Source organism: Serratia sp. Nf2 (genome assembly GCF_003028435.1).
Taxonomy (GTDB): domain Bacteria; phylum Pseudomonadota; class Gammaproteobacteria; order Enterobacterales; family Enterobacteriaceae; genus Serratia; species Serratia marcescens_L.
Genome location: NZ_PYTW01000002.1, coordinates 122,948 through 138,661, shown reverse-complemented (window position 1 = coordinate 138,661; position 15,714 = coordinate 122,948). Strand labels below are relative to the sequence as shown.

At 57.8% G+C, this 15,714-nt stretch carries 17 protein-coding genes; 6 read left to right on the top strand and 11 right to left on the bottom strand.

Annotated elements, in window-relative coordinates:
• Positions 1–2: 2 nt before the first annotated feature.
• The 4 genes from glmM to rlmE form a co-directional block, all read right to left on the bottom strand.
• Positions 3–1,340, bottom strand: a complete 1,338-nt coding sequence (gene glmM / locus C9411_RS05685; RefSeq protein ID WP_107226638.1) for a phosphoglucosamine mutase — start codon at positions 1,338–1,340, stop codon at positions 3–5.
• Positions 1,341–1,344: 4 nt separating this feature from the next.
• Positions 1,345–2,181 carry a dihydropteroate synthase gene (gene folP / locus C9411_RS05680; protein ID WP_107226637.1) on the bottom strand — a complete coding sequence of 279 codons (837 nt, stop codon included), beginning with the start codon at positions 2,179–2,181 and terminating at the stop codon, positions 1,345–1,347.
• Between the two features lie 91 nt (positions 2,182–2,272).
• On the bottom strand, positions 2,273–4,204 hold the full coding sequence (gene ftsH / locus C9411_RS05675; protein ID WP_004933529.1) for an ATP-dependent zinc metalloprotease FtsH: 1,932 nt from the start codon (positions 4,202–4,204) through the stop codon (positions 2,273–2,275).
• Positions 4,205–4,260: 56 nt separating this feature from the next.
• Positions 4,261–4,890 (bottom strand): 23S rRNA (uridine(2552)-2'-O)-methyltransferase RlmE, encoded by a 630-nt coding sequence (gene rlmE / locus C9411_RS05670; protein WP_004933533.1) that lies wholly within the window; start codon positions 4,888–4,890, stop codon positions 4,261–4,263.
• 143 nt (positions 4,891–5,033) lie between these two features.
• Here rlmE and yhbY point away from each other — a divergent pair, with 143 nt between their 5' ends.
• Positions 5,034–5,327 carry a ribosome assembly RNA-binding protein YhbY gene (yhbY, locus tag C9411_RS05665; protein WP_004933536.1) on the top strand — a complete coding sequence of 98 codons (294 nt, stop codon included), beginning with the start codon at positions 5,034–5,036 and terminating at the stop codon, positions 5,325–5,327.
• A 112-nt stretch (positions 5,328–5,439) separates the two neighbouring features.
• Here yhbY and greA read toward each other — a convergent pair whose 3' ends face one another.
• Positions 5,440–5,916 carry a transcription elongation factor GreA gene (gene greA, locus C9411_RS05660; RefSeq protein ID WP_025305051.1) on the bottom strand — a complete coding sequence of 159 codons (477 nt, stop codon included), beginning with the start codon at positions 5,914–5,916 and terminating at the stop codon, positions 5,440–5,442.
• A 256-nt stretch (positions 5,917–6,172) separates the two neighbouring features.
• Between greA and dacB the strand changes: the two genes are divergently transcribed.
• From dacB to pmrB, 3 genes are read left to right on the top strand one after another with little or no spacing between them, the layout of a single operon-like run.
• Positions 6,173–7,606 (top strand): serine-type D-Ala-D-Ala carboxypeptidase, encoded by a 1,434-nt coding sequence (dacB, locus tag C9411_RS05655; protein ID WP_048232490.1) that lies wholly within the window; start codon positions 6,173–6,175, stop codon positions 7,604–7,606.
• A gap of 8 nt (positions 7,607–7,614) precedes the next feature.
• Positions 7,615–8,277, top strand: coding sequence for a two-component system response regulator PmrA (gene pmrA, locus C9411_RS05650; protein WP_019453348.1), 663 nt, complete (start codon positions 7,615–7,617; stop codon positions 8,275–8,277).
• Entirely contained in the window at positions 8,274–9,335 is a 1,062-nt protein-coding gene (gene pmrB, locus C9411_RS05645; RefSeq protein ID WP_063991608.1) for a two-component system sensor histidine kinase PmrB, read from the top strand. Before pmrA ends, pmrB begins: the two co-directional genes overlap by 4 nt.
• Before the next feature lie 36 nt (positions 9,336–9,371).
• Here pmrB and cgtA read toward each other — a convergent pair whose 3' ends face one another.
• The 4 genes from cgtA to rplU form a co-directional block, all read right to left on the bottom strand.
• Positions 9,372–10,544, bottom strand: coding sequence for an Obg family GTPase CgtA (gene cgtA, locus C9411_RS05640; RefSeq protein ID WP_025305047.1), 1,173 nt, complete (start codon positions 10,542–10,544; stop codon positions 9,372–9,374).
• A gap of 16 nt (positions 10,545–10,560) precedes the next feature.
• Positions 10,561–11,532, bottom strand: a complete 972-nt coding sequence (locus C9411_RS05635) for a DMT family transporter (RefSeq protein WP_063991609.1) — start codon at positions 11,530–11,532, stop codon at positions 10,561–10,563.
• A 105-nt stretch (positions 11,533–11,637) separates the two neighbouring features.
• A complete protein-coding gene (rpmA, locus tag C9411_RS05630; protein ID WP_004933559.1) occupies positions 11,638–11,895 on the bottom strand; it encodes a 50S ribosomal protein L27 in 258 nt (85 codons plus the stop codon).
• 17 nt (positions 11,896–11,912) lie between these two features.
• Positions 11,913–12,224, bottom strand: coding sequence for a 50S ribosomal protein L21 (gene rplU, locus C9411_RS05625; protein WP_004933561.1), 312 nt, complete (start codon positions 12,222–12,224; stop codon positions 11,913–11,915).
• 270 nt (positions 12,225–12,494) lie between these two features.
• Here rplU and ispB point away from each other — a divergent pair, with 270 nt between their 5' ends.
• On the top strand, positions 12,495–13,466 hold the full coding sequence (gene ispB / locus C9411_RS05620) for an octaprenyl diphosphate synthase (RefSeq protein WP_063991610.1): 972 nt from the start codon (positions 12,495–12,497) through the stop codon (positions 13,464–13,466).
• A gap of 48 nt (positions 13,467–13,514) precedes the next feature.
• On the opposite strand, the gene C9411_RS05615 is transcribed toward ispB, so the two are convergent.
• On the bottom strand, positions 13,515–13,871 hold the full coding sequence (locus tag C9411_RS05615) for a DNA-binding protein (protein ID WP_063991611.1): 357 nt from the start codon (positions 13,869–13,871) through the stop codon (positions 13,515–13,517).
• Positions 13,872–14,052: 181 nt separating this feature from the next.
• Between C9411_RS05615 and C9411_RS05610 the strand changes: the two genes are divergently transcribed.
• Positions 14,053–14,313: a helix-turn-helix transcriptional regulator gene (locus C9411_RS05610; RefSeq protein ID WP_016929333.1), complete on the top strand. Its 261-nt coding sequence runs from the start codon at positions 14,053–14,055 to the stop codon at positions 14,311–14,313.
• A gap of 66 nt (positions 14,314–14,379) precedes the next feature.
• Here C9411_RS05610 and mdh read toward each other — a convergent pair whose 3' ends face one another.
• On the bottom strand, positions 14,380–15,318 hold the full coding sequence (mdh, locus tag C9411_RS05605) for a malate dehydrogenase (protein WP_004933569.1): 939 nt from the start codon (positions 15,316–15,318) through the stop codon (positions 14,380–14,382).
• Between the last annotated feature and the right edge of the window lie 396 nt (positions 15,319–15,714).

The following is a 15,714-nucleotide window of genomic DNA, read 5'->3' as shown; positions in this document are numbered from 1 at the left end:
TTTTAACCTGCAGATTTTACCGCGTCGGCGATGCGATGCGCCAGCGTGGTCACCTGCTGCTCATCCTCGCCTTCCACCATTACGCGGATCAGCGGTTCGGTGCCCGATTTGCGCAGCAACACCCGGCCGCGGCCGGCCAGTTCGGCTTCCACCTGCTCGGTGACTTTACGCACCGCGTCAGACTCCAGCGGATTGTGATCGCCAGCGAAGCGCACGTTGACCAGAATCTGCGGCAGCAACTTCATGCCGCTGCACAGGTCGTGCAGGCTCATGTGGTTGCGCACCATGGCGGTCAGCACCTGCAGCCCGGCCACGATGCCGTCGCCGGTGGTGGTTTTGTCCAGCAGGATCACATGACCGGAGTTTTCCGCACCGATGCGCCAGCCCAGCTCCTGCAGCTTCTCCAACACATAGCGGTCGCCCACTTTGGCGCGAGCGAACGGAATGCCCAGCTGTTTCAGCGCCAGCTCCAGCCCCATATTACTCATCAGGGTGCCGACTGCGCCGCCGCGCAGCTGGCCCTGACGCAGGCCTTCGCGGGCAATGATGTACAGGATCTGATCGCCGTCCACCTTGTTGCCCAGGTGATCCACCATCATCACGCGGTCGCCGTCGCCGTCAAACGCCAGGCCTACGTGCGCTTTTTCCTGCAGCACGCGCTCCTGCAGCTGACGCACGTCGGTAGCGCCGCATTTTTCGTTGATATTCATGCCGTCCGGCTCAACGCCGATGGCGATCACCGTGGCGCCCAGCTCGCGCAGCACGCTCGGTGCGATGTGGTAAGTCGCTCCGTTGGCGCAGTCGACCACAATTTTCAGCCCCTTCAGGCTCAGCTCGCTCGGGAAGGTGCCTTTGCAGAATTCGATGTAGCGGCCGGCGGCGTCGATGATGCGGCTGGCTTTACCCAGCTCGGCGGACTCCACGCAGGTCAGCGGCTTTTCCATCTCGGCTTCGATAGCTTCTTCGACGTTGTCCGGCAGCTTGGCCCCGTCGATCGAGAAGAACTTGATGCCGTTGTCATAAAACGGGTTATGCGAAGCGGAGATGACGATGCCCGCTTCAGCGCGGAAAGTGCGTGTCAGATAAGCCACCGCCGGGGTTGGCATCGGCCCGGTGAAAGAGGCGGACAACCCTGCAGCCGCCAGGCCGGCTTCCAGAGCGGACTCCAGCATATAGCCGGAGATGCGCGTATCCTTACCGATGATGATCTTGCGGGAACCGTGACGCGCCAGCACTTTACCGGCCGCCCAGCCCAGCTTCAGCACGAAGTCCGGCGTGATGGGGCTGTCCCCGACCTTGCCACGGATGCCGTCGGTGCCAAAATATTTGCGCTCGCTCATGTCTCTACTGTCCCTTAGCTGAAAGTGTTGCCTCGACGACACGCATCGCCTCGACGGTTTCTTTAACGTCATGCACTCTGACAATCTGCGCGCCCTGCATCGCCGCGATTACCGCGCAGGCCACGCTGCCGATAACCCGTTGATCCGGTGGTACGTTCAGCAGTTGTCCTACCATCGATTTGCGCGACATGCCGACCAACAGCGGCAAACCGAAACGATGAAACTCCGACAACCGTGCCAGAAGCTGATAGTTGTGCGCCAAATTTTTACCGAAACCGAAGCCTGGGTCGAGCAGCAATTTCTGATTTGTTATCCCCGCCTCGTTACAGCGCCGGATATGGTGCTCGAAAAACGCCTGAACGTCGGCAATCAGGTCATCGTAGTGCGGCGCCTGTTGCATGGTGCGCGGCTGCCCTTGCATATGCATCAGACAGACCGGCAGCTCGCTTTCCACCGCCGCCGCCAGGGCACCCGGCTCCTGCAGCGAACGAATGTCGTTGATCAGATGTGCGCCGGCGTGCGCCGATTCGCGGATCACGCCCGCTTTCGAGGTATCGACAGAGATAAAGACTTCAAAACGCTGCGCCAGCGCTTCCACCACCGGCACGACCCGCTCAAGCTCCTCCTCTTCGCTCACTTCCGCCGCCCCCGGCCTTGTCGATTCACCGCCGATATCGATCATCGTGGCGCCGGCCGAAATCAGCGCATGCGCATGCAGCAGTGCCTGGTTCAGGGTGTTGTGGCGGCCGCCGTCGGAAAACGAATCCGGCGTCACGTTGAGGATACCCATCACCTGCGGATGGGAGAGATTGAGCGTCATGTCGCGCACGGTTAACTGCATGGTTGGTCCACCTTACTGTTGCCTGGTTCACTGCCCGCCGGGCAAAAAAAACCCCGGCATGCCGGGGTTTGATGTTATTACACAGCCGCTGTTACTTGTCGAGCTGTTCGGACATGGTGTTGCCCGGCGTTGGGGTGCGAGGCTCATCTACCGGCGTCGGGGCTTTCGGGGTGCCACCGTTGTCAGAGCTGTTGCCTTTGTTCGCATCGTCCCAGCCCGCCGGCGGACGCACGTCTTTGCGGTTCATCAGATCGTCGATCTGCGGCGCATCGATGGTTTCATACTTCATCAGCGCATCCTTCATCGAGTGCAGGATGTCCATGTTTTCCATCAACAGCGAGCGAGCACGCGTGTAGTTACGCTCGATCAGCGACTTCACTTCCTGGTCGATAATACGCGCGGTTTCATCCGACATGTGCTTCGCCTTGGCCACGGAACGGCCCAGGAACACTTCGCCCTCTTCTTCCGCATACAGCAGCGGCCCCAGCTTCTCGGAGAAGCCCCACTGGGTCACCATGTTACGGGCGATGGAGGTCGCCACTTTGATGTCGTTCGACGCACCGGTAGAGACTTTTTCCGGCCCGTAGATGATCTCTTCCGCCAGACGGCCGCCGTACAGGGTGGAGATTTGGCTCTCCAGCTTCTGACGGCTGGCGCTGATCGCATCCCCTTCCGGCAGGAAGAAGGTCACGCCGAGCGCACGGCCACGAGGAATGATCGTCACCTTGTGTACCGGATCGTGTTCGGGAACCAGGCGGCCAATGATGGCGTGGCCCGCTTCGTGATACGCGGTCGACTCTTTCTGCGCTTCGGTCATCACCATGGAGCGGCGTTCCGCACCCATCATGATCTTGTCTTTGGCTTTCTCGAACTCCACCATCGACACCACGCGCTTATTGCCACGGGCGGCGAACAGCGCCGCTTCGTTGACCAGGTTAGCCAGGTCAGCACCGGAGAAGCCCGGCGTACCGCGCGCAATGACGGAGGCGTCGATGTCTGCGGCTAACGGCACGCGGCGCATGTGCACCTTCAGGATCTGCTCACGGCCACGCACATCCGGCAGCCCGACCACGACCTGACGGTCGAAACGGCCCGGGCGCAGCAGCGCCGGGTCAAGCACGTCCGGACGGTTGGTAGCCGCGATGACGATGATGCCCTCGTTGCCTTCGAAACCGTCCATCTCAACCAGCATCTGGTTCAGAGTCTGCTCGCGCTCATCGTGACCGCCACCCAGGCCGGCGCCACGCTGGCGGCCGACGGCGTCGATTTCATCGATGAAGATGATGCACGGCGCGGCTTTCTTCGCTTGTTCGAACATGTCGCGCACGCGGGATGCACCCACGCCGACGAACATTTCGACGAAGTCGGAACCGGAAATGGTGAAGAACGGTACCTTCGCTTCGCCGGCGATCGCTTTCGCCAACAGCGTTTTACCGGTCCCCGGCGGGCCAACCATCAACACGCCTTTCGGGATCTTGCCGCCCAATTTCTGGAAACGGCTCGGTTCGCGCAGGTATTCTACCAGTTCGCTCACCTCTTCTTTCGCTTCGTCACAACCGGCGACATCGGCGAAAGTGGTCTTGATCTGGTCTTCCGTCAGCATGCGGGCCTTGCTCTTGCCGAAGGACATCGCGCCCTTGCCGCCGCCGCCCTGCATTTGCCGCATAAAGAAGATCCAGACCCCGATCAGCAACAGCATCGGGAACCAAGAGATAAAGATAGAAGCCAGCAGGCTCGGCTCTTCAGGCGGCTCGCCGACAACTTTCACATTCTTCGTTAACAACGTATCCAGCAACTTAGGATCGTTGACAGGGATGTAGGTCGTGTATTTGTTACTGTCTTTCTTGGTAACGTTAATTTCACGTCCGTTGATTCGCGCTTCGCGAACCTGATCTTGGGTCAGTTCGGACATGAAGGTAGAGTAATCCACCCTACGGCCATTCGACTCGCTGGGCCCAAAGCTCTGGAATACAGACATCAACACTACCGCGATGACTAACCAGAGAATTAGGTTTTTCGCCATGTCACTCAAGGGATTAACCTCATCTTACAACTGTGTTAACAAACAGCGTTAGGGTACTACAGTTTGCGCCCTGTCGCTACAATGTACACTTCGCGCGAACGAGCGCGGGAAGCGTCTGGCTTACGAATCTTAACCTTCGTAAACAGGGAGCGAATTTCCCGTAGGTACTCGTCAAAGCCATCTCCCTGGAACACCTTCACCAGGAAACTTCCACCTGGTGCGAGGACATCACGACACATATCCAGCGCCAACTCCACCAGATACATCGACCTTGGAATATCGACCGCCGGGGTGCCACTCATATTCGGGGCCATATCGGACATGACCACCTGAACCTTACTCTCGCCTACTCGTTCCAACAGCGCCTTCAGCACCAGTTCATCACGAAAATCGCCCTGAAGGAAATCGACGCCAACGATAGGATCCATTGGCAAAATATCACAGGCGATGATACGCCCGGTACCGCCGATTTGGGTGACCACATACTGCGACCAGCCACCCGGCGCGGCACCGAGATCAACCACGGTCATGCCCGGTTTGAACAGTTTGTCGCTCTGCTGTATTTCATCAAGTTTAAACCAGGCACGGGAACGCAGTCCCTTTTTCTGCGCCTGCTGTACATATTTATCGCTAAAGTGTTCTTGTAACCAGCGACTGGAGCTAGCCGAACGCTTTTTATTAGCCATCTCGTTTTCCAACTATCATAAAAAGAGTCTTATGTCAGGGTCGCTGCTCACGTAGACTCACACCGGTGAAGACCGATTTGGTGATATACATGAGATGGCGGTAGAATGTACCGTTTTCAATCCCAACTTAAGCAAAAAAGACAATGAATCTGAATAATAAACAAAAACAGCACCTGAAAGGCCTGGCGCATCCGTTAAAACCGGTGGTGATGCTGGGCAATAACGGTCTTACCGAAGGGGTGCTGGCTGAAATTGAACAGGCTCTGGAGCATCATGAGCTGATCAAGGTAAAAATCGCCGCTGAAGATCGCGAAACCAAAACCCTGATCGCCGATGCTATCGTGCGTGAAACGGGCGCCTGCAATGTGCAAGTTATCGGCAGTACGCTTATTCTTTACCGCCCGTCGAAAGAGCGCAAGATCAGTCTACCGCGTTAATAACCATCAGGTTAACGAAAAGGTGCCATGCGCCTGACCAAGATAAAAGGCCGCTCGCGGCCTTTTTCCTATCTTTACAAAACGTTGGCGCATTAGTGACCAACGGCCTCGATCAGAGATACTCGACCTTCAGGATCTCATACTCAACGTCGCCGCCGGGGGTTTTGATCACCACTACGTCGTCTTGCTCTTTGCCGATCAGGCCGCGCGCCATCGGCGAGTTTACCGAAATCAGATTTTTCTTGAAATCGGCCTCATCGTCGCCAACGATGCGGTAAGTCACTTCTTCTTCACTGTCCAGATTCATCACCGATACGGTGGCTCCGAAGATCACTCGGCCGGTGTTCGGCATCTTGGTGATATCGATCACCTGAGCATTGGACAGCTTGGCTTCGATTTCCTGAATGCGGCCTTCGCAGAAACCCTGCTGTTCGCGGGCGGCGTGGTACTCGGCATTCTCTTTCAAATCGCCGTGCTCACGGGCGTCAGCGATATCCGCAATGATTTTCGGGCGGCGCACGCTTTTCAGATATTCGAGCTCTTCGCGCAGTTTTTCAGCGCCAAACAAGGTCATCGGAATTTGGTTCATCGTATAAATACCTCTAAATCTTTCCTGTTCAAATAACCGTCATCCTGACGTATTCGTATGAAAACACGGTTGGCATACCGCCACCCGCCTCCAGGCGACAAACAAAAGAAACCTGACTCGGAACGAGGCCCAAGCCAAGATTGGTTTTGCATTTTGATACGCATTTTAGCCTAGAGTTCCTTGAGGGTCATCGTTTACTTTTTCCCTGATTGCACCGTAGTATGACGGCACGTTATCCAGCTGTTATCCCGAGATTATGCGTTTTTCACGAATTGTCAGTGCATTGGCTTGCGCATTTGTTCTGAATGCGAATGCGGCCCCGGTTGAAGAGTACACACAATATCTGCCTGATGGGGCCAACCTTGCCCTGGTCGTTCAGAAAATCGGTGCCAGCGCGCCGACGATCGATTATCACTCTCAGCAGATGGCGCTGCCGGCCAGTACCCAAAAAGTGCTGACGGCGCTGGCGGCATTGCTGCAACTCGGGCCCGATTACCGTTTCACCACCACGCTGGAGAGCCAGGGCGATATCCGCGACGGCGTGCTGCGCGGCAACCTGATCGCCCGCTTCAGCGGCGATCCGACCTTCAAACGCCAGAGCCTGCGCAATATGGTGGCCGTCCTGAAGAAACAGGGCGTGCGCCAAATCAGCGGCGACGTGCTGGTCGACACCTCGGTCTTCGCCAGCCATGACAAGGCGCCCGGCTGGCCGTGGAACGATCTGACGCAGTGCTTCAGCGCACCGCCGGCCGCCGCCATCGTCGATCGCAACTGTTTCTCGGTCTCGCTCTACAGCGCGCCGAATCCGGGCGACATGGCGTTTATCCGCGTCGCCTCCTATTATCCCGTCAATATGTTTAGCCAGGTGCGCACCCTGGCGCGCGGCTCTGCAGACGCGCAGTACTGCGAGCTGGACGTGGTGCCGGGCGAGCTGAACCGCTTTACCCTGACCGGCTGCCTGACGCAGCGCAGCGAACCGCTGCCGCTGGCCTTCGCCATCCAGGACGGCGCCAGCTATGCGGGCGCCATCTTGAAAGACGAACTGACGCAGGCCGGTATCCAGATCGACGGGCATTTGAAACGCCAGACGCGCCCTGGCATCACCGGCACGGTGATCGCGCAAACCCAGTCGGCGCCACTGCACGATCTGTTGAAGATTATGCTGAAGAAATCGGACAACATGATCGCCGATACCGTCTTCCGCACCATCGGCCACGAACGCTTCGGCGTACCGGGCACCTGGCGAGCGGGTTCCGATGCGGTGCGGCAGGTGCTGCGCCAGAAGGCCGGCATCGATCTGGGCAATACCATCATCGCCGACGGTTCCGGCCTGTCGCGCCACAACCTGCTGGCGCCGGCGACCATGATGCAAGCGTTACAGTACATCGCGCAGCACGACAACGAGCTGAACTTCATCTCGATGCTGCCGCTGTCCGGCTATGACGGCACCTTGCGCTACCGCGGCGGCCTGCACGAAGCCGGCGTCGACGGCAAAGTGTCGGCCAAAACCGGCGCGCTGCAGGGCGTGTACAACCTGGCGGGCTTCATCACCACCGCCAGCGGCCAGCGCATGGCCTTCGTGCAGTATCTTTCCGGTTACGCCGTACCGCCGGAAGATCAGAAACAGCGCCGCGCACCGCTGGTACGCTTCGAAAGCCGCCTGTATCGGGATATTTACCAAAACAACTGAGGATCGCCATGAAGCTGCTGGTCGTTGAGGATGATGAACTGCTGCAACAGGGGCTGGCGCTGGCGCTGACCGGCGAAGGCTACGTCTGCGACTGCGCCGCCACGGCGGCGGAGGCCAACAGCCTGCTCATCACCAGCCAATACAGCATGGTGATCCTGGATCTCGGCCTGCCGGACATGGACGGCGCCGCGCTGCTGCGGCAGTGGCGCCGCCAGCAGATCGATCTGCCGGTGCTGATCCTGACCGCCCGCGATGCGCTGGAAGACCGCGTCGACGGGCTGGATGCCGGCGCCGATGACTACCTGGTCAAACCCTTCGCGCTGGTCGAACTGCAGGCGCGCGTGCGCGCCCTCCTGCGGCGCTACCAGGGCCACAGCGACAATCTGATGCAGGTGGATGACCTGCAGTTGAACCTCTCCAGCCAGCAGGTCTATCTGCAGCAGCAGCCGGTGGAGGTCACGCCGAAAGAGTTCGCCATTCTGGCGCGTCTTATCATGCGTGCCGGCCAAACGGTCAACCGCGAACTCCTGCAACAGGACCTCTACACCTGGCAGGACGACTTGGGTTCCAACACGCTGGAAGTGCACATCCACAACCTGCGCCGCAAACTGGGCAAGGATCGCATCCGCACCGTGCGCGGCATCGGCTACCGCCTGGAACCCTCGTCATGATCAGCATGCGCCGCCGCCTGCTGCTGATGCTGGCGCTGATCCTGCTGGTCACGCAACTCATCAGCGCCTTTTGGCTGTGGCACGAAAGCCAGGAGCAGATCAGCTTCCTGGTGGACGAAACCCTGTCCGCCAAAGTGCGTACCGAACGCGTCGATACCGAGATCGCCGAGGCCATCGCGTCGCTGCTGGCGCCTTCGCTGATCATGATGGTCGTCACGCTGCTGGCGTCGTTTTGGGCCATCAGTTGGATCATCCGCCCGCTCAACCAATTGCAGCAGCGGCTGGAAAAGCGCTCTGCCGATAACCTGACGCCGCTGCCAATCACCAGCGACAGCCAGGAAATGGTGGCGGTCACCAATGCACTCAATCAGCTGTTTTCACGGCTGGATAACACCATTCAACAGGAACGCCTGTTCACCGCCGACGCCGCCCATGAGCTGCGCACGCCGCTGGCCGGCATCCGCCTGCATCTGGAACTGATGGAAAAGCAGGGCGTCAAGGGCAGCCAGGCGCTGATCGCCCGCATCGATCAGCTGATGCACACCGTCGAGCAGTTGCTGATGCTGTCGCGCGCCGGGCAAGACTTCGCCAGCGGCCATTATCAGCATTTCGATTGGGTAGCCGATGTGATTCAACCGCTGCGTGAAGAGCTCGACGAAATGACCGCCCAACGCGGGCAGACGCTGGATTGGCAATTGCCGGCCGTCGCCGCGGTGAACGGCGATCCGGTGCTGCTGCGGCTGCTGCTGCGCAACCTGGTCGAAAACGCCCACCGTTACGGCCCGGAAGGCGGGGCGATACAGGTGCGGTTAACGCCGCAAGACAACGGCTATCTGCTGCAGGTCATCGACGATGGCCCAGGTATCAAGGAGGAGATGGTCGGGGAGCTGACACAGGCGTTTCGCCGCATGGATCAACGCTACGGCGGCAGCGGACTGGGCTTGAATATCGTGATCCGCATCGCGCAACTGCATCAGGGCCGTTTGACGCTGGAAAACCGCCGCGATGTGCGCGGCCTGAACGCCCAGTGTTGGCTGCCGGAAAAGGCGCTTAAATAACAAGGGCCCAGCGTTGCTGAGCCCTTTATCACCGAATCACTTCTGGTAAATGATTTCGACGCCTTCGTCGTCGTCTTCGTCCCAGTCATCATCCCAGTCATCTTCCGCTTCGGCTTCCACTTCCGCGATTTGCTCGCGGTGGTAGTCATCCCACATGAATTCGACTTTTTCCGGTGCGCTTTCTTCGATCGCCATCGCTTTCGGCTGAGTGTTGATGAAGTTCATCACGTCCCAGCACAACGCATTGACGCCTTCGCGGTTGGCGGCGGAGATCATGTAGTACTTCCCTTCCCAGCCCATGCCTTCCACAATCGCTTTGGCGCGTTCGGCGGCTTCTTCCTCACCAATCACATCAATTTTGTTGAACACCAGCCAGCGCGGCTTCTGCGCCAAATTTTCGCTGTATTGGTTCAACTCGTTGATGATCACTTTGGCGTTTTCCACCGGATCGGTTTCGTCGATCGGCGCGATATCCACCAGGTGCAGCAGCACGCGGCAACGCTCCAGGTGTTTCAGGAAGCGAATGCCCAGGCCCGCGCCTTCGGAGGCACCCTCGATCAACCCCGGAATGTCGGCAACCACAAAGCTCTGCTCGTGGTCCATGCGCACCACGCCCAGGCTCGGCACCAGCGTGGTAAACGGATAATCGGCCACCTTCGGCTTGGCGGCGGACACCGCGCGGATGAAGGTCGATTTACCGGCGTTCGGCAGCCCCAGCATGCCTACATCGGCCAGCAGCAACAGCTCCAGCAACAGGTCGCGCGCTTCGCCGGCGGTACCCAGCGTCTTCTGACGCGGTGCACGGTTGACCGAAGATTTGAAACGGGTGTTGCCCAGGCCGTGCCAGCCGCCTTTGGCGACCATCAGCTTCTGCTCATGGCGGGTCATGTCGCCGAGGATCTCGCCGGTGCCCTGATCCTTCACGCGCGTGCCGACCGGCACCTTGATGATGACGTCTTTACCGCGTTTACCGGTACAGTCGCGGCTCTGGCCATTCTGGCCGCGCTCGGCGCGGAAAGACTTCTCAAAACGGTAGTCGATCAGGGTGTTGAGGTTCTCGTCCGCCAGCAGGTAGACGTCGCCGCCGTCGCCGCCGTCGCCACCATCAGGCCCACCGTTGGGGATATATTTTTCGCGGCGGAAGCTGACGCATCCGTTACCGCCGTCGCCTGCAACGACCAGAATCGCTGCTTCATCTACAAACTTCATTTACCGTCTCCGTAAATCATTCACCGGGCTGCTTCAAAGGAGCAACCAGGGGGGGTTCTGCCCGTCGCGGCCACCACCGGTGACCAATTGCGGAAAACATGGCGCCCGCCACAACCACAAACGCACCGACATAGCCGACGATGTTCAGCGTCGGCGCGGCGAAAGTCTGGGGCCAGGCCAGCGCCAATAAATCTGAAAACAGCAGGGTAAACAGCGGGGTCAGCGTAACCAACGCGCTCACCTGCGCCGCCTGCCAGCGCGCCATCGCCTCTGCCAGCGCGCCATAGCCGATCAGCGTGTTGGCGCCGCAAAACAGCAGGCACGCCAATTGCCAGCCGCTCAGCTGGAAAATCACCTCGGGTTTGGCCAGAGGGAACAACGCTATCGCACATAAAGTGTACAACATAACCAGGATCTGCGGCGAAGCCAGTCGGCGCAGCAACACCTTCTGGGCCACGCCGTAGCTCACCCAGACCATCGCCGCGCACACGCCCAGCATGACGCCCAGCGTGTAGTCCGTCAGCCGGGTGAAGATCTCTATCAGACTGACGTTGAAAAACAGCATCAGTCCGCAAATCAGCATCAGGGCGCCAATGACCTGGGTGATACGCATGCGTTCTTTTAAAATCAGCACGCTGGCGAACATCATGCCGACCGGCGACAGCTGGCCAATCACCTGCGACGCCGTCGGGCTCAGGTATTGCAGCGAGGAACTGAAGAACACAAAGTTGCCCAGCAGCCCCGCCGTCGCGATCGCCAACAGCAGCAGCCAACGCGGCTGGCGGAACATCGTCAGCGGCGGCAGCTTGCCGCGCACCGCGAGGATCACGCCCAAGCCGATGGCGGCCATGGTAAAGCGATACCAGACAACGGTAAACGGCTCCATCACCACCAACACTTCTTTCATCGCGATCGGCAACGCGCCCCAGCAAACCGCCGTGGTTAACGCCAGAGAAATGCCAACGCCGACCTGCTGCTTCGTATCCATATCACCTTCGCCAACGCTGACGGGCCTGCCCTCAGGCAACCCATAAATGTAAAAAGCCCCGCAACGAATTGCGGGGCTTACATCTATTTCGTAAGGCTCGAAAAATTATTCAGCTTCGATGCTGATGAATTTACGATTGCTCGGGCCTTTAACTTCGAATTTGACTTTACCGTCTTTCAAAGCAAACAGAGTGTGGTCTTTGCCGCAACCCACGTTGGTACCAGCGTGGAATTTGGTGCCGCGCTGACGAACGATGATGCTGCCTGCCAGTACTGCTTCGCCGCCAAAGCGTTTTACGCCCAGACGTTTAGCTTCTGAATCGCGACCGTTACGAGTCGAGCCGCCAGCCTTTTTGTGTGCCATTAATCCGCTCTCCTAACTTAAGCGCTGATGCCGGTGATTTTAACGTCAGTGAACCACTGACGGTGGCCCTGCTGCTTACGGTGGTGTTTACGACGACGAAACTTAACAATTTTAATTTTCTCGCCACGACCGTGAGCAACAACTTCAGCTTTGATCTTGCCGCCATCGACGAAAGGAACGCCGATTTTGATATCTTCGCCATTAGCGATCATCAGAATCTGGTCAAACTCAACCGCTTCACCAGTTGCGATGTCCAGCTTTTCCAAGCGAACGGTCTGACCTTCGCTTACTCGGTGTTGTTTACCACCACTTTGGAAAACCGCGTACATATAAAACTCCGCTTTCCGCGTGCCCGACTGTGTTAGTTCAGAGCGCGCTATAAATATTCACAATAGGGCGCGAATTCTACGCAAAAAAGCAGCGCATGACAAGAGCAGAATAAGACCAGAACAAGAAAAAAGAAGAAAAAAAGCGCAGTTTCTTTCGTGGCGTTTATCTGAACCGTTTTTCAAGTACAATCATAGGGACAGTTACCGCCATGTACCGATGTGAGCAGCGATCTCAACGCGGTGAAGAGAAACACAGCTGAAAAAAACACAATGAACCTAGAGCAAATTACCGAGTTAACCGCGCAAGATATGGCGGCCGTGAACGCAACAATTCTCGAACAGCTGAATTCCGATGTCACGCTCATCAATCAGCTTGGCTATTACATTATCAGTGGTGGCGGTAAGCGCATCCGGCCGATGATCGCCGTTCTGGCGGCGCGGGCGTTGGGCTATGAAGGCAACAAGCACGTCACCGTGGCCGCCCTGATCGAATTCATCCATACCGCCACGCTGCTGCATGACGACGTCGTCGACGAATCGGACATGCGCCGCGGCAAAGCCACCGCCAACGCGGCGTTCGGCAACGCCGCCAGCGTGCTGGTCGGCGACTTTATCTATACCCGCGCCTTCCAGATGATGACCAGCCTGGAATCCCTGCGCGTGCTGGCGCTGATGTCGGAGGCGGTCAACGTCATCGCCGAAGGTGAAGTGCTGCAGTTGATGAACGTGCACGATCCCGACATCACCGAAGAAAGCTATATGCGGGTGATCTACAGCAAAACCGCCCGCCTGTTCGAGGCGGCGGCGCAATCGTCGGCGATCCTGTCCGGCGCCAGCGCCGAACAGGAGCAGGCGCTGCAAGACTATGGCCGCTACCTCGGCACCGCTTTCCAGCTGATCGACGATCTGCTCGACTACAGCGCCGACGGCAGCACCCTGGGTAAAAACACCGGCGACGATCTGAACGAAGGGAAACCGACCCTGCCGCTGCTGCACGCGATGCACAACGGCGACGACGCGCAGCGTGACATGATCCGCGGTGCGATTGAGCAAGGCAACGGTCGTCACCTGTTGGAGCCGGTACTGCAGGCGATGCAACAATGCGGTTCACTGGAGTACACCCGCAAACGCGCCGAAGAAGAAGCCGACAAGGCGATCGCCGCGCTGCAGGTCTTGCCGGCATCGGAGCACCGTACGGCGCTGGAAGGCCTGGCCCATCTGGCGGTGCAACGCGATTTTTAAGAAATAAATATTTCTTAAAAAACATCAGGCCCGCGTACGCGGGCCTGCCTAGCTATTGCTCTCTTCGTCGATGCGCGCCAACAGGCCGCCGATCCCTTCCCGCATCAGGAAAGCCACCATTTTCTCGCGCTCGCTCTCCGTCAAATGGTAGTAATACTCGATCCAGACCGCCAACGGTTCCTGGCGTTCTACGTCATATGCCGCCCCGTCTTCCTTCAGCACCAGCAGGTTACGCACACCTGAAGGCAGGCTGTCGATATGGTACTCCAACGCTTTTCCCTGCACGCCTTTACGCCTGCGGCTGACCCAGCCTTCGCGCCGGGCCATCAGATTGATTCCCTGTGGTGAGGAGGGTAATCCTGCGATGCCTGTCAGTTCCTTGGCGGCAAACCACTCGTTTTTCATAGCCATCATCTCTGGGCAATAGTGGGCAACGTCATTTTTTGGAAATTACTCGGGTATTTTTTAGGAAATTTAATGGTATTCTGGTTTCCTAATAAGCGTTTCACGTTGTTCAAGCACTTAACCTTGACCCGTTAGTTATACCACTAACGCAACTTTGGCTAATCAGAAAAGGAATGTAAACATGAATTCAAGGAACCCAGATTGGCACCCGGCAGATATCATCGCGGCGCTACGCAAGCAGGGCACCACGCTGGCGGCAGTGTCGCGCAAGGCCGGATTGAGCTCATCGACGCTGGCCAACGCGCTATCGCGCCCGTGGCCGAAGGGGGAATGGCTGATCGCCGAAGCGATAGGCATCCACCCTTCGGAAATCTGGCCAAGCCGCTATTACGATCCGCACAACGATTGCCTCCTGGATCGTAAGGCACGCATAAAATCGTGAACGCGGAGCAAAAAAAACCGCCGGAACAGCGTCCGGCGGCGTTTATCGGCTGACTATCGGCAACGATCAGTTATTGATGAACTTCTCGCCCAGCTCGATATCTTTGTGCAGCACGTCCAGCATCTCGTTAAGCGCTTTCTGCTCGAAGGCGCTTAAGGTGCCGATATCTTTGCGTTCTTCAACGCCGTTCTTGCCAAGCACCAGCGGCTGCGCGAAGAAGCGAGCGTATTTACCGTCGCCTTCAACGTACGCGCATTCCACCACGCCTTTCTCGCCCTGCAGCGCACGCACCAGAGACAGACCGAAACGGGCGGCCGCCTGGCCCATGGACAGCGTTGCAGACCCGCCGCCGGCTTTGGCTTCCACCACTTCGGTGCCGGCGTTCTGAATGCGTTTGGTCAGATCCGCCACTTCCTGATCGGTGAAGCTCACACCAGGGATCTGCGACAGCAGAGGCAGGATGGTCACGCCAGAGTGGCCGCCGATGACCGGCACGTTCAGCTCTTCCGGCTGCTTGCCTTTCAGCTCGGCCACGAAGGTGTTGGAACGGATGATATCCAGCGAAGTCACGCCGAACAGTTTGTTCTTGTCGTAAACGCCGGCTTTTTTCAGCACTTCCGCCGCGATGGCGACCGTGGTGTTAACCGGGTTGGTGATGATGCCGATGCAGGCTTTCGGGCAGGTTTTCGCCACTTGCTCAATCAGGTTACGCACGATGCCGGCGTTAACGTTGAACAGATCAGAGCGATCCATGCCTGGCTTACGGGCCACGCCGGCGGAAATCAGCACCACGTCCGCACCGTGCAGAGCCGGGGTCGCGTCTTCGCCGCTGAAGCCTTTGATTTTAACTGCGGTTGGGATGTGGCTTAAGTCGACGGCAACGCCTGGGGTAACAGGGGCAATGTCGTAGAGAGAGAGTTCAGAACCTGAAGGAAGCTGGGTTTTGAGTAGAAGGGCGAGGGCCTGGCCGATACCGCCAGCAGCACCGAGAACTGCAACTTTCATCCTATACTCCTTTATTATCTTAAATATATAAAGCGCCGTGAATGTGTTGGTTACGGACCTTAAGTTATTACACCTTTAAAAACAATAAATTAGCCAATTCTTGCCTGCAGGTGTAATAAAACGGCCGCTGTCGCGCCCATTTTAGATTAAATCGCTTACGCATGAAGGGCATAGCGCACACTAATCAAAAATAGTGCGAGGTTATTCACGAGCAAGTTAACCGGCCGTTACATTACACCCTTACGCAACATCAGAACAACATCATTTTAATAACATTTTATTTACCACCGCAGGCCGATTTTCCGTCGCCAAAAGGGCATATTCATCGCGGCCGCATTTTGTTAAAATGGCGCCCTTTCCTCGCCGCCCGGTCATGTTTATTTTCTTTGGGTCGGC